At 61.1% G+C, this 21675-nt stretch carries 15 protein-coding genes; 8 read left to right on the top strand and 7 right to left on the bottom strand.

Annotated features, from left to right (window positions below; genetic code table 11):
• Positions 1-84 precede the first annotated feature (84 nt).
• The 4 genes from AT395_RS18245 to AT395_RS18230 all read left to right on the top strand — a co-directional run bounded on the left by AT395_RS18245 (position 85) and on the right by AT395_RS18230 (position 5313).
• Positions 85-1836, top strand: a complete 1752-nt coding sequence (locus AT395_RS18245) for an AMP-binding protein (RefSeq protein ID WP_231606173.1) — start codon at positions 85-87, stop codon at positions 1834-1836.
• 148 nt (positions 1837-1984) lie between these two features.
• The gene (locus AT395_RS18240) at positions 1985-3337 is read left to right on the top strand and encodes a spinster family MFS transporter (RefSeq protein WP_167370737.1); all 1353 of its coding nucleotides are present in this window, start codon (positions 1985-1987) and stop codon (positions 3335-3337) included.
• 44 nt (positions 3338-3381) lie between these two features.
• A complete protein-coding gene (locus tag AT395_RS18235; RefSeq protein ID WP_048629915.1) occupies positions 3382-4305 on the top strand; it encodes a 3-keto-5-aminohexanoate cleavage protein in 924 nt (307 codons plus the stop codon).
• A gap of 30 nt (positions 4306-4335) precedes the next feature.
• Entirely contained in the window at positions 4336-5313 is a 978-nt protein-coding gene (locus AT395_RS18230) for a 3-keto-5-aminohexanoate cleavage protein (RefSeq protein ID WP_197090709.1), read from the top strand.
• A 90-nt stretch (positions 5314-5403) separates the two neighbouring features.
• On the opposite strand, the gene AT395_RS18225 is transcribed toward AT395_RS18230, so the two are convergent.
• The 6 genes from AT395_RS18225 to AT395_RS18200 all read right to left on the bottom strand — a co-directional run bounded on the left by AT395_RS18225 (position 5404) and on the right by AT395_RS18200 (position 13145).
• On the bottom strand, positions 5404-6594 hold the full coding sequence (locus AT395_RS18225; protein WP_048629913.1) for a tyrosine-type recombinase/integrase: 1191 nt from the start codon (positions 6592-6594) through the stop codon (positions 5404-5406).
• Between the two features lie 539 nt (positions 6595-7133).
• On the bottom strand, positions 7134-8015 hold the full coding sequence (locus AT395_RS18220) for an alpha/beta fold hydrolase (RefSeq protein ID WP_048629912.1): 882 nt from the start codon (positions 8013-8015) through the stop codon (positions 7134-7136).
• 111 nt (positions 8016-8126) lie between these two features.
• Positions 8127-9404, bottom strand: coding sequence for a 3-(3-hydroxy-phenyl)propionate transporter MhpT (mhpT, locus tag AT395_RS18215; RefSeq protein WP_042116929.1), 1278 nt, complete (start codon positions 9402-9404; stop codon positions 8127-8129).
• Between the two features lie 108 nt (positions 9405-9512).
• The gene (mhpD, locus tag AT395_RS18210) at positions 9513-10298 is read right to left on the bottom strand and encodes a 2-keto-4-pentenoate hydratase (protein WP_042116928.1); all 786 of its coding nucleotides are present in this window, start codon (positions 10296-10298) and stop codon (positions 9513-9515) included.
• Between the two features lie 15 nt (positions 10299-10313).
• Positions 10314-11273, bottom strand: a complete 960-nt coding sequence (locus AT395_RS18205) for a 3-carboxyethylcatechol 2,3-dioxygenase (RefSeq protein ID WP_042116926.1) — start codon at positions 11271-11273, stop codon at positions 10314-10316.
• 3 nt (positions 11274-11276) lie between these two features.
• Complete coding sequence (locus AT395_RS18200; RefSeq protein WP_048629911.1) at positions 11277-13145, bottom strand: bifunctional 3-(3-hydroxy-phenyl)propionate/3-hydroxycinnamic acid hydroxylase; 1869 nt, start codon at positions 13143-13145, stop codon at positions 11277-11279.
• A 289-nt stretch (positions 13146-13434) separates the two neighbouring features.
• Between AT395_RS18200 and AT395_RS18195 the strand changes: the two genes are divergently transcribed.
• The 4 genes from AT395_RS18195 (at position 13435) to AT395_RS18180 (ending at position 17090) form a co-directional block, all read left to right on the top strand.
• On the top strand, positions 13435-14229 hold the full coding sequence (locus AT395_RS18195) for a DNA-binding transcriptional regulator (protein ID WP_042118903.1): 795 nt from the start codon (positions 13435-13437) through the stop codon (positions 14227-14229).
• A 290-nt stretch (positions 14230-14519) separates the two neighbouring features.
• On the top strand, positions 14520-14891 hold the full coding sequence (locus AT395_RS18190; protein WP_197090708.1) for a PAS domain-containing protein: 372 nt from the start codon (positions 14520-14522) through the stop codon (positions 14889-14891).
• Positions 14888-16207: a sensor domain-containing diguanylate cyclase gene (locus tag AT395_RS18185; protein WP_048629909.1), complete on the top strand. Its 1320-nt coding sequence runs from the start codon at positions 14888-14890 to the stop codon at positions 16205-16207. The genes AT395_RS18190 and AT395_RS18185 overlap by 4 nt, the downstream gene beginning before the upstream one ends.
• Before the next feature lie 91 nt (positions 16208-16298).
• Positions 16299-17090 (top strand): EAL domain-containing protein, encoded by a 792-nt coding sequence (locus AT395_RS18180; RefSeq protein ID WP_048629974.1) that lies wholly within the window; start codon positions 16299-16301, stop codon positions 17088-17090.
• Between the two features lie 103 nt (positions 17091-17193).
• Here the strand turns inward: AT395_RS18180 and AT395_RS18175 are convergent, their stop codons facing one another.
• Positions 17194-20835, bottom strand: a complete 3642-nt coding sequence (locus tag AT395_RS18175) for an autotransporter outer membrane beta-barrel domain-containing protein (protein ID WP_082164883.1) — start codon at positions 20833-20835, stop codon at positions 17194-17196.
• Positions 20836-21675 lie beyond the last annotated feature (840 nt).

Raw genomic sequence — 21675 nt, 5'->3', positions numbered from 1 at the left:
CAGGTATTTCGCCTCGTAAAACACTGACGGGGCGAAAATCCCCTTTAAAAGCTGACATAATTTCATTTATTTGAAATTTATGGCATGATCGCTGCATACAACCTGATGAGAAAGGTTGAATGCGGGAGACACGGAGTAGGCGGCATACACAGGTGCACTGATGCACTGGCGCTTGCTCCAACGAACTATCTGGAGGAGTTCGCCACAATGAACGCAGTCTGCGCTGAAACCTGGAAGCCGACGGAACAAGGGACGGTGAACGATGTATTACGTCGTGCCGTGCACACCTACGGCGATCGAATGTTCCTTGAATTTCTCGGCGACGAGTATTCGTTTATTGACGTCAACGATCATGCCTGCCGTTTGGCAAACGGGTTGAAAGCCTTGGGCGTCAAGCACGGTGATACCGTCGTCACGATCCTTGATACCTCTCCCGACGCAGTGTTCATCTGGTTGGCCATCAACAAGTTGGGCGCCATCAGCGTGCCGGTCAACACCGCGCTGAAAGGGGAGTTCTTGCGTCATCAACTCAGTGATGCCGATGCCGCGGTCGTGCTGGCCGAGCACGACTATGCTGAACGAGTGGCTGCGGTGGCCGATCGTCTACCGTCGTTGCGCACGCTGGTCTATCGGGGAGCGAAGCCGTCGCTGGGGCAACTGCGTGCCGATGTGCTGCCCTGGGCGGAGATCGTTTCCGACGACAAGACCGATCAGGACGTGGTGGTCAAGCCCACGGATCTGGCGATGCTGGTGTATACCGGTGGCACCACTGGGCCGTCGAAGGGGTGCATGCTCAGCCACAATTACACCTACGTCTTCTGCCAGCAAATGCTGAAGATGACCAACCGCAATAGCGAAACCCATACATGGACGCCGTTGCCGTTGTTCCACATGAACTCGATTTGCTCGACGGTCATGGTCAATCTGATTGTCGGCGCACGAGTCTCCCTGTATCCGCGTTTCTCCGTGTCGAATTTCTGGCCGGAAATCGAGCGAACGAAGGCCACGGAGGTCTCCATTCTCGGGGCCATGTTCCCGATGCTGGCCAACGCTCCGGACAATGAGGCGATGAAGCGTTGCAAGGGACAGCTCAACGCCGCCTGGGGGGCACCGTTTCCGGCAGAGATCCAGCAGGTCTGGAAAGATCGTTTCGGCTTGCGCTATACCGCATCGGGGTGTTTTGGCCTGACGGAGTGTTCGCTGATGACGGTGCTGCCATTCGGCACGCCCGCCAAGCCCGGCAGTTCGGGCATGCGTAATGAGTGGTTCGACGTGCGTATCGTCGACGAGAACGAGAACGAGCTGCCGGCGAATACGCCGGGCGAGCTGATCGTGCGCCCGCGCATGCCGAACATCATGTTTGACGGCTACTGGCGTCGTCCGGAAGAGACCCTCAAGGTGATGAAGAACCTGTGGTTTCACACCGGTGACATTGGCAGGTTCGACGAGGAGGGCTATTTCTTCTTCGTCGATCGGAAGAAGGATTATTTGCGTCGTCGCGGAGAAAACATCTCGAGCTTCGAAGTTGAGAATGCGTTTCGAGCTCATGAGGCGATCGAAGATGTGGCCGCCCATGCCGTGCTCGACACACTCGGTGAGGACGAGCTCAAGGTGACAATTGTCTTGCGCGACGGGGCTCAACTGACTGAAGAGGCCCTCTGTCGCTGGGCGATCGACCAACTCCCTTATTACGCCGTGCCGCGTTACATCGAGTTCCGGACGGCGTTGCCGCGCAGTCCGGTTGGCAAGGTGCAGAAGTACGAGTTGCGCGATCAGGGCGTCACGCCAGGCACATGGGATCGCGAAAAATCCGACATCGTACTGATCAAGCGCTAGTTTGAACGCAGGGTGTGGAGGTCTCATGACCTGCACACCTATTGCGCTCCCTTCGACTTCACCCGTCGGTGCGACGGAGCCTCGCACGGCATGCTTGCCGGGGATTCGTTCGTCCCGGTGCCGGGCTTGGGACTATGGAGACATGTTCATGTCGACACCAGATTCACTCACAGCAAGTTCCGGTACCGATCATGGCAATACCGTGCCGGCCGATGCGCTCAAGCCGGGTTCGACGGTCGCGAGCAAGGTGGCACGAGCCAGTTGGTATGCATTGGCGATCATGACGTTGATCAATGCGTGCCACTTCCTCGATCGCACCATGATTTCGATCATCGTGGAGCCGGTGCGTGCCGAGTTCGGCCTTCATGACAGCCAGATTGGTCTTTTGACAGGCCTGGCATACGGCGCGACATTTGCGCTGGCAGGAATCCCGATCGGGCTGCTGGTCGATCGGGTGAATCGGGTGCGCCTGCTCGCGGGGCTAGTGTTCATTTGGAGCGGCATGACGGTGTTGGCGGGCTTTGCGCAGTCCTTTCATCATCTTCTGCTGACTCGAATGGGTGTCGGTGCCGCAGAGGCAGGGGGGTCGCCGACGTCCATGTCATTGATTGGTGATCTATTTCCCCCGAACAAGCGCTCCACGGCGGTCGGCTATTTTTTCCTGGCAACGGGTATCGGCGCACTTGCGAGTTTTCTGATCGGTGGTTTTGTGTCAGCACACTACGGTTGGCGGGCCGCCATGATGGTCGCGGGTATCCCCGGTGTGCTGCTGGCATTTATCACGCTGCTCACCGTGCGCCATCCGGTGCGTGGTGCGAATGACCCAACCATGGGCGTCGTCAACCGCGAGTCTGCCGGCATTTGGGATGTGTTGCGTCACGCTTTTGCCAACCCGGCGATGCGAAACCTGTTGCTGGGGGTGTGTTTTGCGGCAGGAGGGGTGTCGACCATCGCGGCTTGGTTACCGTCATACATGATGCGTTTTCATGGATTCAGCCTGAAGGAAGCCGGTTTTTCTGCCGCGATCGCAGGGGGTTTATTTAGTTCGCTCGGTTCTCTGGCCGGGGGATTCCTGAGCGATCGCCTCGCCAATACGGCTGTTCGCCGCCGTATGGATCTCTCTGCCGCAGCGTGTCTCGTGGCAGTGCTGCTGGCGATGTGTGGGTTGTGGAGCACTTCCGAGTACGCGGCATTGGGCGCACTGTGTCTGACGATGTTCTGCATTTTCGTGGTCTTCCCGGCGGCGTTCGGCACGATGCTGGGTATCACCGCACCGCAAATGCGTGGGACGACCTCGGCAACACTTCAGATCGTATCCAACTTTGTGGGCTATGGCGTGGGGCCGTTCGCAGTCGGCTGGTTAAGCGACTTTTATGGTGGCTCGCAATCGTTGCGATTGGCGATGATGACCGGTGGGGGTGTTTCATTGGTGCTGGCCGCCGTTACCTTTGCATTGTCCGCCCGGGCTTGTGGGCGGCGCTTCGGCACGCGAGCCCCTTAACCCAGGCGCATTTCAAAACACTTCGAATGGTTTAGGAGACACCGATGCCCGTGAGCTCAACTGTGGCTTTGCAAGACCGTCCTGTGGTCATTGAGGCTGCCATCTGTCCGTACCGCGCAATGGCGCCCGTGTGGGATGTGCACGGCATGATCAACGAGTCGAAGGCATGCATCGCAGCGGGAGCCGCCATCATTCATCACCATCACGATATGCGCTTTGACAGCGCGGCGTCGATTGATGAAATGCTCACCATGGGCCGTGCCGTGAAGGCGGCGCATCCGCAAGCCATGCTGTACCCGGATTTTCTCAGCGGTAACGTGGTCGGCGAATGGATTGCCCATTTTGCGCCGCTGACCCATGCGGGCGTGATGGATTTCTGCCCGGTGGATCCCGGTGGCGCATTCTCGGGGCAGTTGGACGACGCCGGCGCGCCGATGGGGTCCAACAAAGTTCGCTTCACGTTTGACGATGCCAACGCCACGCTGCGTGCGGCTAACGACTGCAAGTTGCCGTTGACCGTGGGGGTGTCGGAGCCGTTCAATCTGCGCTGGGCGCTCGCGGAGCATGCCATTGGCGCGCTGCCGGTCGGTTCAATGATCAAACTCTACTTCGGTGGCGAGTACAGCCTGATCAAGATTGGCAGGCGTGCGCTCAACTTTGGGTTGCCTCCGACCACGGCCGCGCTCGATGCCTATGTCTCGATGCTCGAGGGTACCGGGTTGCCCTGGAGCGTGGGCGTGATGGGCGATGCGCTTCTGGACACACCGATCGCCCGTCACGCGTTGCAGCTTGGTGGGCATTTGCGGGTGGGAATCGAGGACGCGGCCGGGCGCTCGGATATGACCAACCGAGAGATGGTTGAAGTCGCGGTGGCCCTGGCACAATCCGTCGGCCGTCCGGTCGCCACACCCGATCAGGCGCGGTGCGTATTGGGGCTTGATCCCGTCACCGAGAGATTGGCCGGTTGACGTTCGACGCAAAGATTTGTGCGCCAACCAATGATGTCATTTACACCAACACCCGATTCAGGAGCTACCCATATCATGGCCAATAGTGAGAAGCACAATGGCGCGCCGGTGGTGATCGAGGCTGCGGTGACCCCGCTTCGCAAGGGGGCACCTCTGCAGCCTGCCGACGTTACGATTGCCGAGGCGAAGGCCTGTCTGGCGGCCGGCGCGGCCGTCATTCATCATCATCATGATTTTCGACTGTCGCGAGAGGAGGCAACCCAGCAGATTGTCGATATCGGACGAGGAATTCTTGACGCCTATCCTTCGGCATTGATCTATCCCGACTATATTGCCGGTCGTGATTCCGATCGTGCGATTGGCCGACGTTATCAGCCTGACGCGCTGCTACAGCCGATGTACGACGCGGGTGTGCTCAGAATGTTCGCGCTGGATCCTGGTTTCACGCTTTTCGGTCAAATGGATGCGGAAGGTTTGCCGTCGGCCTCCGTCACAGGGGGGGCGACCTATGCGGAATCGGACGCGATGGTGGCTTTCGGGCGTAAGGTGGGCGTGCCCATCTCGATAGGGGTGTATGAGCCGGGCAATTTGCGATGGATTCGAGCCTATGCTCGTGCCGGGAAGTTCCCGGCCGGATCGATCATCAAGCTGTATTTCGGCGGTGATTATCTGATGGGCCAGGATCGAGTGCCTGGCGTGACCTTCGGTCTTGCGCCGACCCCGGAAAGCCTCGACACGTACCTGGGCATGCTGGCAGATGTCGACATGCCGTGGTGTGTCAGCGTGCAGGGCGGCGCGTTGCTTGATCTTCCCCTGGCGCGATATGCCCTTGAACTGGGGGGGCATTTGCGCGTTGGCGTGGAAGACACGGCTGGCTGTACCACCCTGACGAACGCGCAGACGGTGGAGGCTGCGGTGGAATTGGCAAGACAAGTCGGCCGCCCCATTGCAAGAGGGGCTGAGGCGCTTGACGTGCTGAAGCGACCCCACGCAGCGCTCGCTGCTTGATTTCTTGTCTGAACGGAAGTTGCCGTATCCCTTTGGCACGGCGCTTCCCGTCATGACGTGTGGATGAGTTCACATACAAAATCCCCCAATTTACTGACTAAGATATATGGCCCAGTCGGACATCATGGATGCCCGTTTCTCAAACAAGTCACCGCGGGCGTAGGCTGCTTCTGCCTTGTCCTTCAGTAGGTGTGCCAGTGCGGCCTCCGCCACTTCACGTGGGTAGTGCGTGGTTTCTCCGACCCAATCGCGAAACGTGGAGCGGAACCCGTGCGCAGTGAGACCTGACCGGTCCATGCGCTTCAGCAGCTGGAGGAGAGCCATATTGGACAGCGGCCTATTTTTGCGCTGGCCCGGAAAAACGAACTCGTTCTGCTTAATGGCCTGCATATGTTTCAACAACGTCACTGCGGATGGTGACAGCGGGATGCGGTGCTCCTTTCCGGCCTTCATTCGTTCCGCTGGGATTCGCCAAATGGCAGTTGCGAGGTCGAACTCGTCCCAACGCGCTTCGATGACTTCGCTGGTCCGCGTGGCCGTCAAGATCAGTAGCTCCAACGCCTTCGCGGCCATCGTGTCGATGGTCCGAAGCTGCGTCATGAATTTGGGGGCGTCCGCATAAGGTAGCGCTGCGTGGTGAACCACTGCTTGAACTTTGGAGCGCTTGGGAAGCAGATGGTCCAAGTGGCCTTTCCATCTTGCAGGATTCTCGCCGGTGCGATGGCCACGTGCGGTAGCCCAGTCGAGTACAGATTCGATCCGGCCACGAACGCGCGAGGCAGTTTCGGTCTTTGAGGCCCAAATCGGCTCGAGTGCCTTCATGACTAGGTCGGTGTCGAGTTCAGTGATTGGCAGGGACCCAAAATGAGGGGAAGCGTAGGTCGCGAGCGTATTGCGCCACTGATCAGCGTGCTTCGCGTTTTTCCAGCCACTCGAATGAGCGTCAATGTAGGCTGCAGAGCATTCGTCAAACGTGGTTGCCTTGACTGCACTGGCCTTGACTAGCGCCTGCTCTTGTTGCTTCGCGTCGAGCGGATCGATTCCCTCGAGAAGCTGCTTGCGGACTTCGAGGGCCTTGATGCGTGCTTCCGACAGACTGACTGTGTGCACCGAGCCGAGACCCATGCCGCGCGCTCGGCCGCTCCTCATGTATCGGAACAGCCAAGATTTCACTCCGCCCTTAGTGATCTGCAAGTAAAGGCCGGCTCCGTCGCCGTACAGTCCAGGCTCCGACAGTCGATTGACCTGAAGCGCGCTAAGTTTGTTGATTGCGTTTGCCATGTTGCCAGTTTACCTCGTCGACTATCAAAATGACTATCAAATTGTCGCTGGATTCATCTGGAACATGTCGGACGATAGGGGATGGAAAACCACGGAAAGCCCTTTGAAATAAGGGGGTGTGTGGATCTTGTTGGAATTTTTTGGAATGCAGTTAGAAAGACACCCTCTCCGCCAAGAATTTGGCTTTGCAAAGAAATGCCCGCTTAATCTAGCGGGCATTTTTGTTTTTGCGGTGGGGATTTTCTGTCTTTCCTGTTCACTGCGCTTGCCAGCGAGTCGACGGCGCAACTGCGCATATCGTTGCGTACTCCGTGCATCCCGATGTTCGAGGATACGTCTCCTATCCCGAATCAATCGACATCGGCGTTGACCAACCCTCTTGCACACGTACTTCGATATCGACGGCCACCGCCTGGTCGATTGTGGACGGTGGCGCGCCGACACCTACGACCATCGCGTATAGCCGAGCACACTCTTGCCTGTCGGATTTTTCAGCGTGGATTGACCCCATGCCACGAAATCCGACACGGGCTTTTCCTCTAGTGCGACAAGAAGTCGATGACCATGCGATTGAACGCGTCTGCGTGCTCCCACTGCACCCAGTGTCCGCAGCGGTTGAATACATGCAGTTGCGCATTTGGCAAGCCAGCCAGCAGTCGCAGGCCGACGTCCATCGGCACGAACCGGTCTTCGCGTCCCCAGACGATCAGCGTCGGCGCCGCGACTTCGCCCAGCCGTGCGCCATAGTCCGTGAACTGCTTCGGATTCGCAGCAAGGCTCTTCACGAAGTTCTCGAGGTGCTCGCGATTCGCGAGCATGTTATCCAACCTGGCTTGCATCAACGCATCGGTGATCGCGCTGGCATCGAAGACGAACACGTTCATCATGCGCTTCAGGTTCTCTAGCGTCGGCTCCCTGTACAGACCGTTGAGCAGCTTGATGCCTTCCGTCGGCATGGCCACGAATTGGCTCGGACCGCCGGTGCCGCCGCCCATCAGAATTAGCTTGCCGACGCGCGCGGGATTCGCCAGCGCAAACGCCACAGTACTGTGGCCTCCCATCGAATTGCCGATGATGTGCACGCGCTCGATGTCGAGCGCGTCGAGCACGGCCTTGAGTACCCGTGCGTTCAGTTCGGAGCGCGACCCGGTGCTCACCACCGGATCGCTTTTTCCCCAGCCGGGGCAATCGACCAGTAGCACGCGGTAGCCGGCGTCGACCAGCGGCTCGACGTTGCGGCTGAAATTGGCCCAGCCGGTCGCACCCGGTCCGGAGCCATGCAGCATCACGACCGTCTCAGCGCCGCTGCCGGCATCGTTGTAGTGAATGCGAAATTCCGTGCTCGTGTCCGCGTCGCAGATCGTCACGAAACGGCTCGTGGACGCTTCCGTGAACGTCGTGCCAGCCTGCGTTGTCGTCATGATGACTCCCTCTAACAATATTCAATCGTTGAAGGCGGCGCCCTTCGTCACGAAAAGCGCCGCCCTCCCAAAAACGCTCTCAAGCACTCGATGATGCTCAGCACCGCCCGGTCATCGCCCCGGCTGGGCGATGCCGGCGACAACGCGCGGCGCGAACGTGCTCACCACGCTGAGCGCGGCAATGGCCGCAATCACGATCAACGGAATGCTCGACGACACCAGCATCGATGCACTCTGTCCCAGCGCGAATAACTGACCGGCGATCAACGGCCCCAGGATCGAGCCGAGACGTCCGACGGCCACCGCCGCGCCCACGCCGGTGCCCCGCACTTCCGTGGCATACGCCTGACCGGCCATCGAATACAGCACCGACTGCCCCCCCACCAGAAACAATCCGCAGAAGAACGCGCCGCAGGCCATCGTCAAAGCACCATTGGCCCCCGACAGGCCGGCCAGCGACAAGGCAATGCCGACATACATGCCGATCACGGTCAGCCGCGGCGAGCAGCGATCCATCACATTGGCAATACCGATCGCCCCGAGGCCGCCACCGATGTTGAACATCATGATGGCCATGCCCGCCTGCGCGCGCGACAGCCCGTTGGCCACGACCATCGATGGCAGCCAGTTCATCAGGAAGTACAGGACGATGAGCGTGCCGAGGTAGCTCGTCCACAGGGCGATCGTCGTGCGAGCGCGACCCTCTTTCCAGAGCGCGTGTGTGATACTCGGCGTCTCGCGTTGCACGGTGTGCCTTGCCGTAGTGCCGGCGCCACGCGTGACGCGCATGGCGACGAACTGGGCCGATTCACGCAAACAAAGCCCCAGCAACGGCACCATCAGCAGGGGGCCGAAGCCACCGACGTAAAACACGTGACGCCATCCTTCGTCGCCCGGACTGACGATGCCGATCGCTGCCGCCAATGCAGCACCGAACGGCATGCCGCAATACATGGCGCCCACGGCCGTGTTTCGCTGGCCTTCCGGTGCCGCTTCCGCACACAGCGCAATCAGATTGGGCATGGCAGCCCCCAGACCGAGACCGGTCAGAAAGCGCGCCGTGAGCAGCGATTCGAAGTTCCAGACATGTGCCGTGGCGAGCGAGAAGATGCCGAACAGGGCGACGGACAGCATCAGCACCCGTTTGCGTCCCCAGCGGTCGGCAAGACGCCCGCCGAGCGCGGCGCCCGGCAACAACCCGATGGCCCCGGCGCTGAACGCCCATCCCATCTGTGCCACGGAAAGCGCGAACTCCTTGGCGATGCGCGGTGCCGCCACGCCTGCCGATTGCAGGTCGAGGCCTTCGAGCAGCGCGATGGCCAAACACAGTCCGATGGTCGCGAGGCTACCCTTCGTGGGTGCCGCGCCTTGCGGTGATGATGCTTGCATTGCTTTGTCTCCAGTTCCAGGAAAATCCGCTCTTCTCGGCGGTCATGTGATATCTCGGGAATTGCGCTTTTTACCTCTCGATGCTTGTCCTGACGCCCTCGGGCTTTCTTACGCGAACGTGGCGCGTACGCTGCCCAGACCACTGATTTCCGTCACGAACGTGCCCGCCTCGGTCACAGGGACCATTGCGCCAAGCGCGCCGGTGAGCACCACGTCGCCCGCGCGCAGCGGCGTGCCGAGTTGTGCCATGCGATCGGCAAGCCAGACCGCGGCATTGAGCGGGTTGCCCAGGCAAGCCGCGCCGTTGCCGCGCGAGAGCACCTCGCCGTTGCGCGACAGCGTCATCTCGCAGGCCGTCAGGTCGATGTCGGCGAGTGAGACCGGCCGGCTGCCCAGCACGAACATCGCGCTCGACGCGTTGTCGGCCACGGTGTCGACGAAACGGATATCCCAGTGCTCGATGCGGCTGTCGACGACTTCCACAGCCGCGATTGCGTAGGCGGTAGCGCGCAGAATGTCGGCGAACGTGTGTTTCTCGCATGTGAGATCGCGCTCGATCACGAGCGCAATCTCGGCTTCGACCTTGGGCTGAATGAGGCTCGCGAGCGGCATGGGCTGCGCGTCGCCGTAAGCCATGCCGGCAAACAGCGCGCCAAAGTCCGGCTGATCCACCCCGAGTTGGCGCTGCACGGCGAGCGATGTCAGGCCGATCTTCCGGCCGACGATGCGCTCGCCCCTGGCGGCCCGCGCGTCGACGTTGCACTGCTGAACGGCATAGGCGGTCGCCATGTCGTCGGGGGCGATCTCGCCGCGAACCGGCGCAATGGGCTGGCGCGTGACCTCGGCACGGCGAAGACGCTCGGCGAGGGTCTGAATCAGCGGGGAACTCGACATCGGAAACTCCTTTTCTCAGGCGGCCGCAGCCAGTGTCGTTTGCGGCACGGCGTGCATCGCGGCAAAGCCGGCGATCCACTCGGGAATCGCACGGTAGTAATCGAGCGACGCGCCGTACTCGCCGTAAGCGGCGAGCGCCGCGAACGCGGCGACCCATGTGCGGATTTCGTGGGCCGACTTGCCGCCCTCGCGCGTGATCATGTCGTTGCCGATTTCGTCGACGGCGCTCAGATTCCCGCTGCTCAGCAAGGCGAGAAACGCACGGTCCCATTGCGGATTGAGCGGATGCAGATGACTCTTTCCTGCCGTGAACGCTTCGGCGGCGGCCACCGTGCGTGCCTGACGCGCCGCGCGCGACTCGGCGGACGGGTTACGCCCGGCGATCAGGCGCTCGGCGACTTCCTCGGTCGCGCCGATCAGCTCGGGCACGGGCGGCTCGTGCGAGATGCCGCCCGACCCCACGACCAGCACGCGCTTGCCGGTGCGGGTCAGGTACCGGCCAATGGCATCTCCTAGCAGGCGCGAGCGGCGCAGCGTCGCCATCGGCGGCGCAACGGAGTTGATGAACACCGGCACGACGGGGTAGGCATCGAGTCCGCCGGTGAGTACTTCCAGGGCATAGGCGCAGCCGTGATCGACCTGCATGCGGTAAGACAGCGAGACATCGACCTCCGACGCGAGCACATGCTCGGCGAGCGCATGCGCGATGTCCGACGGCACCGGCAGCTTGCCGGCAAGACTGTTGAAGTCGCCGATGGCCGTGGCCGCCGCGCCGATGCAGAACGGTGGCATCACGTCATAGAAGAAGCCATTGAAGTGATCCGGCGCGAATACGACGACCAGTTCGGGATCGAACGCGCGCACGCGCTCGCGTGCCTGCGCCTGCACCCGCTTCACTTCTGACACGACCGCGTCGGGCGGATCGAAGTACCCGTGCAACGGCGTATGCGAAATACACTCGAGATGAATTGGCATCACTCAGGCTCCGGCAACTTGTTGCGATTGCCGCGCGACGGCGGCGGTGTGGTTCGTTGGTGCGCGCAGTGGCGTCGGTTGCCGCATTGCGTCGTCGGCGAGCGCTACCTTGCCTGCCAGTTCGATCAGGGCGTCCGACACTTCCTGCGGTGCGCAAACCCCCGCGACGAATCGATCGGGGCGCAGCAACACCACAGATTGCGAACGCGCGCCGAACCAGTCCTTCAGGCGATTGAGCGGATCCCCGATCGCGATCACGCCCTGCGGCACATCGTCGGTGTGCGCCATCTGAACATCGGGCTTGGCCAGCACGAAGCGCACGCCCAGCGTCTCGGCGACGGCGCGCGCACGCGCGGTCAGACCGAACGTCGGATCCGCCCCCCAGCCGAGCACAGCAAAGTGATTGCCGATAACGTCGTCCAGACGCTGGAGATCGCCGCGCGACGTGCGCACCCTGGGCTGAATGAACAGACGGCCGACCGGCGAACTGGCGAACGGGTCGTGGCCATACACCCGGCGCCCGAGCCACGAATCCCGCTTCTCGCTCATCAGGCCCAGCAGGCGGCCCGGCGCCGAATTGCCGGATCGCTTCAACAAAGCGGCCAGCCAGCCGCCGGTAGATTTCGCGGGAGGAAGCAGCACCACCCCCGCTTCGTAGCGCGGCATCGGTTTGAAACGCATCTCCACGAAGTAGCGCTTGACCGACGGAAACAGGTTGAAGCTGCGCACGAAGGCGTCGCGGAAACGCACGCCGAAGCGCGTGGTCGGCGCAAAGATGTCGCCCGCGACTTCGGAGAGATGGATCATCGAGCGCGCATGTGGCCGGCGCTCCGCAGTGTAGGTATCGAGCAGGCTCGGAAGACTCTGCCCCTTGATCACCATTGCAAGCTTCCAGCCAAGGTTGTTGGCGTCGCGAATGCCACTGTTGTAGCCCTGGCCCTGCCATACGGGCATGATGTGCGCCGCGTCGCCCGCCAGCAGCACGCGATCGACGCGGAACGTTTCCGCCAGTCGCGCGTTGTGCGTGTAGACCCGCTTGCGGATGTAATCGACCCGATCCGGATGCGCGACCACCTTGCGGATCAGTGCCGCCATGTTCTCGGGTCTGGAGAGTTCTTCTTCCGTCTCGCCCGGCATGACCATGAATTCGAAACGGCGAATGCCGTGCGGCAGGGCCGCCGAAACGTAGGGACGCGCGTGATCGCAATGCAGATAGACGTGAGGCGCACCCACCGGGTCGTTGCGCACGTCGACCACGATCCACTGGTTGGGCTTCGTGCGTCCCTCGAACGGCACCTGAAGCAGGCGGCGAATCATGCTGTTGCCGCCGTCGGCGCCCACGACGTACGCCGCGCGAATCGTGCGGACTTCGCCATCGCTGGTTCGCGTGCTCAGCGTCACCCCCCGGCGGTCTTGCGCGAGCGTCTCGACGCTGTGGCCGAAGCGCACGTCCACATGCGCGAAGCGCGCGAGCCCCTCGAACAACACCCGATCGGCGAGCGGTTGGATGAAAGCGTTGCGGCGCGACCAGCCGAATTCGTCGGTACGCGGCTCGATCGACGCGAAGCAGTGGCCGTCGCTCGTGAGAAACCGCATCCAGTGATCGGGGGTTGTGTGCGGAAGCAGCGCGTCGGCAAGGCCGACCGCCTGGAACACACGCAAGGCCTCGTCGTCCAGACCGATGGCACGCGGGTAATCGATGAGTTGGTCGAGCTTCTCGACAATCGTGACGCGCACGCCCTGCAAGCCGAGGATATTCGCGATCATCAGCCCGACCGGTCCGGCGCCCACAATGGCCACGTCCGTCGTGATGTCGGCTGTAGTGTCGGCCGCGGCATCGGCCGCATTGGTGGCATTGACGAATGCACTCATGTGTCTCGCTCCTGTTTTTTGAGCGCGAGCGCGCCCCGCGCGCCGGTCTGGCGCGTTCGAATGGCGTGCTGCGTTTGTTGATTCAATCGCGGCTCGTGTCGTCCGCTAATCGTCGGGCTGGGGCCGGCCGTCGAACGACGTGACGTCGGTCACGCTCGCTCATACGGAAAAGAAGGTGTCTCCATTCGCTCTCTGATTTTTCGATGAGTCTAGGCAGGTCGCGAAAAGCGCTCAACAATTTCAACGAAATGTGCATAGAATGCACATTGTTGATTTGAAAGACAATTTCATGGGCAAATATCCAAACGTGCGCGGCCTGTCGCGTGGCTTGCTGGTGCTTCGGGCGCTCAATGCAATGGAGCGCGGCCGCGCAACGCCGCAGCAGTTGAGCGACGCGACGGGGCTTCACCGCACCACTGTGCGCCGATTGCTGGAGACATTGCTGGAAGACGGATTCGTGCGACGCAGCACTTCCGACGACACCTTCCGTCTGGCGCTCGCGGTGCGCTCGCTCAGCGAGGGCTTCACGGACGACGAACGCATCGCGACGATCGCGCCGCCGATCATGGGGCAGTTAATGCAGCGCGTGGTGTGGCCTTCGGATCTGACCACGCCCGACGGCGACGCCATGATCATCCGCGAGACGACCCATCGTTTCAGCCCGTTGTCTTTTCACCGCGCCATGGTTGGCCGGCGCTTGCCGATGCTGTTCACGGCTGCCGGACGCGCGTATTTCGGCATGTGTCCGGAGGCCGAGCGCGAGGATATTCTCGATTTGCTGCGAACGGGCGCGGGCGGGGAGTTGCAGCAGCGTTTCGCCAGCGACGATGCGTTCATCCGCAATCTCGTGCGTCAGACACGCGAGAATGGCTTCGGCTCGAATCATGGGGACTGGCTCGACCAGCGCAAGATCGGCGCGGTGGCGGTCGCCATCCCGTCGCAGGGACGTGTGCTGGCAAGCCTGAACGTGATCTATCTCGACCAGGCCGTGAGCCCGGCCGAGGCCGTGCGGCGGTTCGTACCGCCGCTGCAGGAGGCGGCGGCACAGATGGCGGCGGCAGTGGCGCCGGCCGAGCCCGATTGATCGGACAGTGAGAACCGTCGAACGCTTTCAGGAAAATCCGGCCTTGCACCGGATTTTTTGCGTCATCGGCGACCGGCTCCCCTGGGGGGAGGCTCGAGACATCAGGGTGCGAACCTTCCACGCAAGGTTAGCCAGTCTAAAGTTCTATTTCCACCGGCCGATAATACGTTGCGTGAGGTCTCATCCCGACATCGCGTCTGACGGATGTTTGCGGGAGGCCAGTGTTGCATAACGGTCGATTGAAAGGTCGAATATCCCGACCTGATGAAATCATGCTACGTGGGGGAAGTGTGGACAGCGAATTTGAAAACGTACCGATCACCGCACTCGAAAAGTTAGACGCTCAAGGGTTGGATGCGTTGCCATTCGGCGTAATCGGGTTCACGTCGGACGCAATTGTTACGACCTACAACGCCACGGAGTCGAGAAATGCCGGATTAAGCCCGCAACGCGTTTTGGGCAAGCATTTTTTTGAAGAAGTCGCGCCTTGTATGAATAACTTCATGGTCGCGCAACGGTTCGACGACATGGTCGAACTGGACGACATCATTCCGTATGTCTTGACCTTGCGTATGCGCCCGACGCCGGTGCGTTTGCGACTGCTCAAGACCCCGATCTGTGCGACTCGATTTGTCCTGATTGAGCGGAGGACGAACAATTGAATGCGCCGAATACGGACAAGTATGACCTGGAGTCCGAGTACGAAGCATTGCTGTCATTCATGTATCTATCGCCGGTCGGGATTGTCCGTAGCGACAAATCCGGCGCCGTCGACATGATGAACCCGCTTGCCGCGCAGTTGCTCATGCCTCTGATAAGCGGTGGGAGTATCGAGAACATTTTCGACAGCCTCGCCTCCGTAGCGCCGGAGCTTCGCAATCTGGTGGCCAGTTTTGAGGCCGAGCGCGGGCCGGTTTGCGAAAACCACCGCATTCTCGTCACGCCGGCCAAGGATGACGCTGTCGTACTGGCATGTTCCATCATCAAGGTGAGTGCGGACGTGCTGATGATGGTGTTGACGGACATTTCGCGCCAGGTCGCCGCGGAGCGCCGTGCGCGACAGACCGAGTCGTGGCTTGCAGGCATTTACACGAGCGTCAACGATTTCGCGTACTTTACGCTCGATGCGCAAGGTTGCATCGACAGTTGGAATTCGTCGATCGAGCGCCTGACGGGCTATGAAGCGGCCGACCTGCTCGGTCATATGCTCTCGCGCCTCTACGCCGACGACGAGATTGTTCTGCACTGTTCGCCCGAACATATGGCGCTGACGCGTGACGACGGTTGGCATGTGGAAGAGTTCTGGTGCAAGACAAAATCCGGTCGGCGCTATTGGGGGCAACTGCTCGTTGCGGTGCTACGTGAGGAGGACGGAGAGGTATCGGGATATTCGGCCGTTCTGAGAGATATCACGGAACGGAAGATCAACAGTGAGAACCTCGCGCGTCTTCTCACGACAGACCATCTGACCGGCGTAACGAACCGAGCCCACTTCTTCGAGATCGGGGAATCCGAAGTGGCGCGGGCAAAGCGAAATGGTCGTACATTGTCGTTGGTGATGCTGGATGCAGACCACTTTAAGCGCATCAACGACAATGCAGGGCATCAGGCCGGCGACGAGGTCCTTAAGCGGATCACGGAAGAGGCGAGGGCGCTTTTGCGAAGGTCGGACATCGTCGCCCGGCTCGGTGGGGAAGAGTTCATTCTGCTGCTCCCGTCGATAACGTCGGGAGAGGCAATGACGGTTGCGGAGCGGCTACGCGTGGCCGTCGAGCAGGCGATTATCGAAACGGCGGTTGGGCCATTGAGTGTAACGATCAGTCTTGGCGTTGCCAGTCTTGGCGACGAGAACCATACGCTTCAGGACTTGTTGGCTGCTGCCGACCATGCGCTGTATGACGCAAAGCAAGCCGGTCGGAATTGCGTGCGCGGCTTTGCTGTGCAGGCGGAAGATGCCGCTAACTTCCTCGGTAAATAAGGCCGGGCGGTTCGAACGTAGCGACTGTCCGGCCGCCGCCAACGGGCGCAAACCCAACCCATAGACGCAGCCCAAAGACAGACGGATGAAGATGGATGCTTTCAGGATTCGTAGCCACGGCGAGGCGGCCAGTCAATCGGCAGGGTGCTCGGGATGCAGGAACACGGCGCCCTTGCCCGTCGAGATAGATTTTGCGTTTCAGCCAATTGTCGACGTCAACGCCAGGACTGTGTTCGCATGCGAAGCGCTGGTGCGTGGTGCGAACGGGGAGTCGGCGCATTCCGTGCTCTCGAAAATCGACGCTGCCGGGAAATACCAGTTCGACCAATACTGCCGGCAAACTGCAATTACCCGTGCGGCCGCGTTGGGTCTCGACGCGTTTCTGTCCATCAACTTCATGCCCAATGCCGTCTACCGACCGGAGGTCTGCATAAGGAGCACTCTGGACGCAGCGCACGCAAACCATTTCCCGATCGAGAGAATCATCTTCGAGACGGTCGAAGGGGAGCATCTGGCTGACCGTACTCACCTGGTCCATATTTTCAGGGCCTACAAGGAATACGGATTCCTGACCGCAATCGATGACTTCGGGGCGGGGTACTCGGGACTTTCGCTTCTGGTGGATTTTCAGCCCGACATTATCAAACTCGATATGGCGCTACTGCGCGGCATTGACACGGATACGGTTCGGCAGCGAATCGTACGAAATGTCATTTCCATGTGTCACGACCTGGGCATTCGGGTCGTCGCAGAGGGTATCGAGACCAGAGGCGAGCGCGATTTCTTCCTCTCGCACGGCGTGAGCCTGATGCAGGGCTACTTTTTTGCAAAGCCGGCCTTCAAGGCAATTCCCGTGATCGACGAAGCGTCATATCGCCCCTAAGGGCGGCGCTGCCAACGAGGGCGACGTCCCTATGTTCGTCGTCACCCATTTCATTGAGGTTGCTTTCTCCGCACAGCCGCAGTCTGTGCCACCAGGGGACGCCTCACCAGTTCAATCGAACGCCGATGATGCCCTGGGCGGCAGACTGCCGCGAGCGGCTGTCGTCGAGCGAGAAGCGGTAGCTCGCCTGGCCGTAGAAGCTCGTATTCGCGTTCACTCGCGCTGTCACACCGCCGCCGATCTCCAGCGCCGTCTCTCCGAAGCGGCTCGCGATGGGCGCATTCGTTCCGAACGTCGCCTGGTCGCTGCCCGAAAATGCGTGCCAGAGATTCACCACGGCATACGGTTGCCAGAGTGTGCCCCGCGCGTCTCGTCCCGTGCGTTGAAGCCGCATGCCCAGCCGGCCCGTCACGGCGTTGCCCGCATTCCAGTCCACGCTCGAGTATGCGTCCTGCGTGTGATTCACCGATAGGCTCTGCCAGATGATCTGCGCCTGCGGTTCCCACTGCCAGTCGCTCTCGTCACCGAAATGGATCGGATACCCCGTCTCGAGCGAGGCGGCGTAGCCGGTGGCATGGGGCGATATTTCGGCGCCGTAGTTCGACCTTGCGTTGATGTCGTACCAGCTTGTCTGAAAGACGGCGTCGGTATACCAGCCGCTCGGGCCGAAATGTGTCCAGTACGCGCCGACGGACGGCCCGTGCATGGATAGCTTTCCGACTTCCAGGTCTTGCGTACCGAGCGCGAAGCCGCTCACCGACGAAGCGCTGTAGTCGGTATAGGCGGCGTAGACGCCGGCATGGTCTCGATGTCCACTGTCTGTCGTGCGTCGCAGAAGGTCGAAGCCGACCTGCAGCCCGGCCTGATTGCCGGTCGCCTTGGCATCGACCGTGCCCGCCCAGCGGTTGCTCACGTGCGTGCCGAACACGCGCGCCCAGCTCCCATTGGCATAGGTCCGGCTTTCCGGAATGCCACGAAGATTTTCTTCCTCGCCAACCCGTTCATGCAGGGTGCCGAGCGTGGCCAGTCCCATTTGCCGGGCCAGCGCAGGTACCGGCATGTAGAGCGCCACCTCGGGGCGGTAGAGTGGAATTTCCGTGGCCGGCGCCGATGGGCTGCTCAATGCCACGGTCAAATGCGAGCGCAGGAACCAGTCGTCTGCGCCGGTACTGCCACCGCGAAAGAGCTGGTACTCATAGGCGCCGGCGGCGACACGTTGGCCCAGCGTAAAGGCATTCGTCGTGGAGGCGCCGCCCCCGGTCACCTGAACCAGTCGAATGCCATCTGCCGTGGTTTGCGCGCCGGGGCCGCCGGCATTATTGACCAGAAGTGCGCTGGTTCCGCTGGCCTGGCCGCCATTGACCACCAGAAGATTGGTCGGTGAGTTGTCGGTGCCGAGATAGGTGTTGAAACCGATACGGCTACCGGTGCTGCCGGTGTAGCTGCCCACTGTCAGCGTGCTGTACGATCCCGGCAGGGCCAGGAACTGGATCAGGCCCGCGTTATTCACCGCACCAATGGCGTTGGAATTCCCCGTGACGTTCCACACGCTGCTGCCATCGATCGTGACATTGGTGGCGTTGCGCGCCAGACCGGTCCAGAGGCTGCTTTGCAGCGCGACGTTCGCGGTGTTGCCGGCATCGGCCAGCAAGTTCCCCGTCCATTGCGATGCGGTAAAGCTCGCGTTCGCGGTATTGCCCGGGCCGCTCAGCACCAGATCTCCGGCCCAGCGACTGTTGGCGACACGGTAGGTGAGGGTGGAGGGATCGACGACGATGTCGCCCGAGACGGTCGGCATGTCGAGAATGTTGAGCGTCAGATTGGACGGCGTACCCGTAGTGTCTTCGGTCGCCAGGGCCAGTAACTGTCGGCCATTGACTGCCGCCGTAACGATCGTATTGACGCCGCTGAGCGTGACGGAGCCAGTGCCGCCTTCGGCCCGAACGACGGCGCCGCCGGTGGCGCTCAGACTGCCGCCGGTCACCGAGACAGCGCTCGGGGCGCTGCCCGAGAGATAGATCGCCGCCGATCCGTTGCCGCTTACCGCAATCGCAGTTCCCGTGGCCGATAGCGTGCCGCCGTTGATAGCCGCGATCCCATGCGCCGCACTGCCAGTGGTCGCGACAGAACTGTCGGTGACTTGCACGCGGCCCGCATTGCTGGCCTGGATACCGTTGGCCGCATCGCCTGCAGTGGTAATGGCGGCACGGTTCAGCGTGATGGCGCTGCCGGCGTCTTGCGCCTGGACGCCGAGAGCGCTCTGTCCCTGCGTGTTCACGGTAATGTCGGTGGCAGTGATCGTGCCGCCGGCCGCCGCGTGCAAGCCAATAGCATTGATGTTCGTGGTGCTGACCCGCGTACCCGTCAGGCCGATGAGGCTGCCGCTGTCGCTGGCTCGGACGGCATCGGCCCCGCCGGCAGAGGCAGTATCGGCGCCATGCGTCGTAATGGTGCCGCCGGTAACGGAAGCCGTTCCCCCTTGTTGGGTCCAGATACCGACGGCGCCGTCGCCGTTGGTTGTCACGTTGTTATTTTGGGCCTGCAACTGACTGCCGTTACCGACCACATTCACGCCATGTGCTTCCAGGCCAATCTGCGCGTCCGGGAACTGGAGGACGGGCGGGGAGCTGCCGCTTACCCGATATCCGGTGGTGATCTCGGTGCCCGTCGCGAGCACCGTGCTGCCATCGCTGACAAGCAAGCCCGCACTCGACGGGCCTGACGTACGGACGATGGTGTTGGTCAGTGTGATCGTGCTGGCGCCAGTGGCCTGCGCGCCTGGCGAATTGGGTTGGTAGGTGAAGATGCCATAGCCCGAGAAGTCGATTTTGCCCCCGGCATCGGCCCATACGCCCGGGCTGTTTGCGCCATAGGTGGCCGAAGTCGCGCCGTTGCTCACGACGATGCTGCTTCCAGGGCCGCGAGCGAGCATGCCCGGGGAGTTGGCGATGACCGTGCCTCCGTAATAATCCCCGGTCGCTATGGCGCCGCCGCTGATGGTGATGCTTCCCCCTCCGGTGGCAAACAACCCCGCGCTACCGTTGCCGTAGATATTCACGTAAGTGCCGAGCAGGCTGAGATTGCTGCCGGCGCCTGATGCAACCGCGCCAGGGGCATTGTCGCCATAGCTGTACGTGCTCAGGTTGTTCAGGGTGATCGAGCCCCCGGCGTCTGCGAAGGCGGCCGACGCGCCTGCACCTGTGGTTGTGATGTCGGTGCGGGTCAGAGAAAGCGTGCCGCCATTTGCCGCATAAGCACCATACGAGCCATCGCCGCTGGTGTTCACGGCACTATCGCTGAGTGTCACCCCGCTGCCTGCGCCAATGGCGCCAACGCCGTTGGCGCTGGCACCGCTCGTATAGACGGTCGTATAGCTGCCGGTGATCTGGCCACCACCGTCGGCAAACATGCCATGCCCGCTTGCGCCCTGGGTTGTGATCGTAGAACCACTCAGCGGCGTGCCGTCCAACATCACTCTTCCCTGGCCGGTCGCCTGTACGCCCAGACCAGTGCCAGTTCCGGTAAGACTGACAGACGTGCCGCTGTAGATCCCGGTGCCGGAGACTTGCACGACGGGGGCTGCACCAGCACTTTCTCGTACGGTGAGGGCCGGATCGGTGCAACTGCCAGACGACAGGTTGACTGCGGCCGGCGACGGGGCGCACTGGGCCAGCGCTTGCGCCGAAGGCAGCATTGCCGCCACGACGGTGGCCAAGACGTGGCGTTTGGTACTGGGGGAGCTCATTAACGCGGGTTTCGTCTTGCCTGGCACGGTTCTCCTCCAATTGGCGATCAATCTCGATTTATTTTGATAAGATCATAAGTATTTTTAATTATTTGTGCGAATGGTATGTCGTAAATGACGTCTCGTTTCATGGGTGGAAAATCCAGAAGGCGCTTGATCTGATTTTATTTGAAGTCCATGGTAAACCGTTGACGCTGATCCTGGGATTCGCTGCGTGGGCGTTCTTCCATAAGGACCTTCAGGTTTGCGATCGAGGTTGAAACCGGCCCGTCTACACCGGATATTTGAGGCGGCTTTGCATGGCGCGAGTAACGGACTCAGCGAAAAATCTATTTCGCTATCCGATAGTGAATGGCAACGCGGAATTCATGTCCCCCGCAATGCCTTCGGCGATTGTTTATCAGCCGCCTGTCGGCTGCCGACGTAATCATGCCGAGCAGTCGCTCGTCGCAACTACCGGTGAAGAATAGTTCCGGGTTCCGGGAGTGTTCGGTCGTTGCTTAACCCGCTTCGAAAGGTCTGACGGGCGTGTGCATCCCCCGACGTAGCCACAAAGGCGAAACCTGTTGTTGCAGCCAAACCACGAACGATGACCGGAAACGTTTTCAGCAGCACTTTATAGATTAACTATAAGCAATCGATATTGCGGCCCATCTGGCATTCATGCTCTGATTGTCTCGTACGAGTCAGACCGCAGATGTCCGTCAGGCGCACGCGTTGTGGGTGCAATGTCATTGGCATAGCTCAAGATTCTCTTCGGCGCCGCCATTCTCTCGTTCTGCCGGTGGTCAGGGTTTCAGGCATCGCCTTGAATACTCGCAGGCTGCCGACCTTGGGGAG

The organism is Pandoraea apista (genome assembly GCF_001465595.2).
Classification (GTDB): domain Bacteria; phylum Pseudomonadota; class Gammaproteobacteria; order Burkholderiales; family Burkholderiaceae; genus Pandoraea; species Pandoraea apista.
Note: the sequence above shows the minus strand (reverse complement) of the source record. Positions and strands in the feature narration are given on the sequence as shown.

Bases quoted from the DNA above. Each gene is read 5' to 3' on its own strand.
- AT395_RS18245 (WP_231606173.1), top strand. From the start codon at position 85: ATGATCGCTGCATACAACCTGATGAGAAAGGTTGAATGCGGGAGACAC.
- AT395_RS18240 (WP_167370737.1), top strand. From the start codon at position 1,985: ATGTCGACACCAGATTCACTCACAGCAAGTTCCGGTACCGATCATGGC.
- AT395_RS18235 (WP_048629915.1), top strand. From the start codon at position 3,382: ATGCCCGTGAGCTCAACTGTGGCTTTGCAAGACCGTCCTGTGGTCATT.
- AT395_RS18230 (WP_197090709.1), top strand. From the start codon at position 4,336: ATGATGTCATTTACACCAACACCCGATTCAGGAGCTACCCATATCATG.
- AT395_RS18225 (WP_048629913.1), bottom strand. From the start codon at position 6,594: ATGGCAAACGCAATCAACAAACTTAGCGCGCTTCAGGTCAATCGACTG.
- AT395_RS18220 (WP_048629912.1), bottom strand. From the start codon at position 8,015: ATGACGACAACGCAGGCTGGCACGACGTTCACGGAAGCGTCCACGAGC.
- mhpT (WP_042116929.1), bottom strand. From the start codon at position 9,404: ATGCAAGCATCATCACCGCAAGGCGCGGCACCCACGAAGGGTAGCCTC.
- mhpD (WP_042116928.1), bottom strand. From the start codon at position 10,298: ATGTCGAGTTCCCCGCTGATTCAGACCCTCGCCGAGCGTCTTCGCCGT.
- AT395_RS18205 (WP_042116926.1), bottom strand. From the start codon at position 11,273: ATGCCAATTCATCTCGAGTGTATTTCGCATACGCCGTTGCACGGGTAC.
- AT395_RS18200 (WP_048629911.1), bottom strand. From the start codon at position 13,145: ATGAGTGCATTCGTCAATGCCACCAATGCGGCCGATGCCGCGGCCGAC.
- AT395_RS18195 (WP_042118903.1), top strand. From the start codon at position 13,435: ATGGGCAAATATCCAAACGTGCGCGGCCTGTCGCGTGGCTTGCTGGTG.
- AT395_RS18180 (WP_048629974.1), top strand. From the start codon at position 16,299: ATGGATGCTTTCAGGATTCGTAGCCACGGCGAGGCGGCCAGTCAATCG.
- AT395_RS18175 (WP_082164883.1), bottom strand. From the start codon at position 20,835: ATGAGCTCCCCCAGTACCAAACGCCACGTCTTGGCCACCGTCGTGGCG.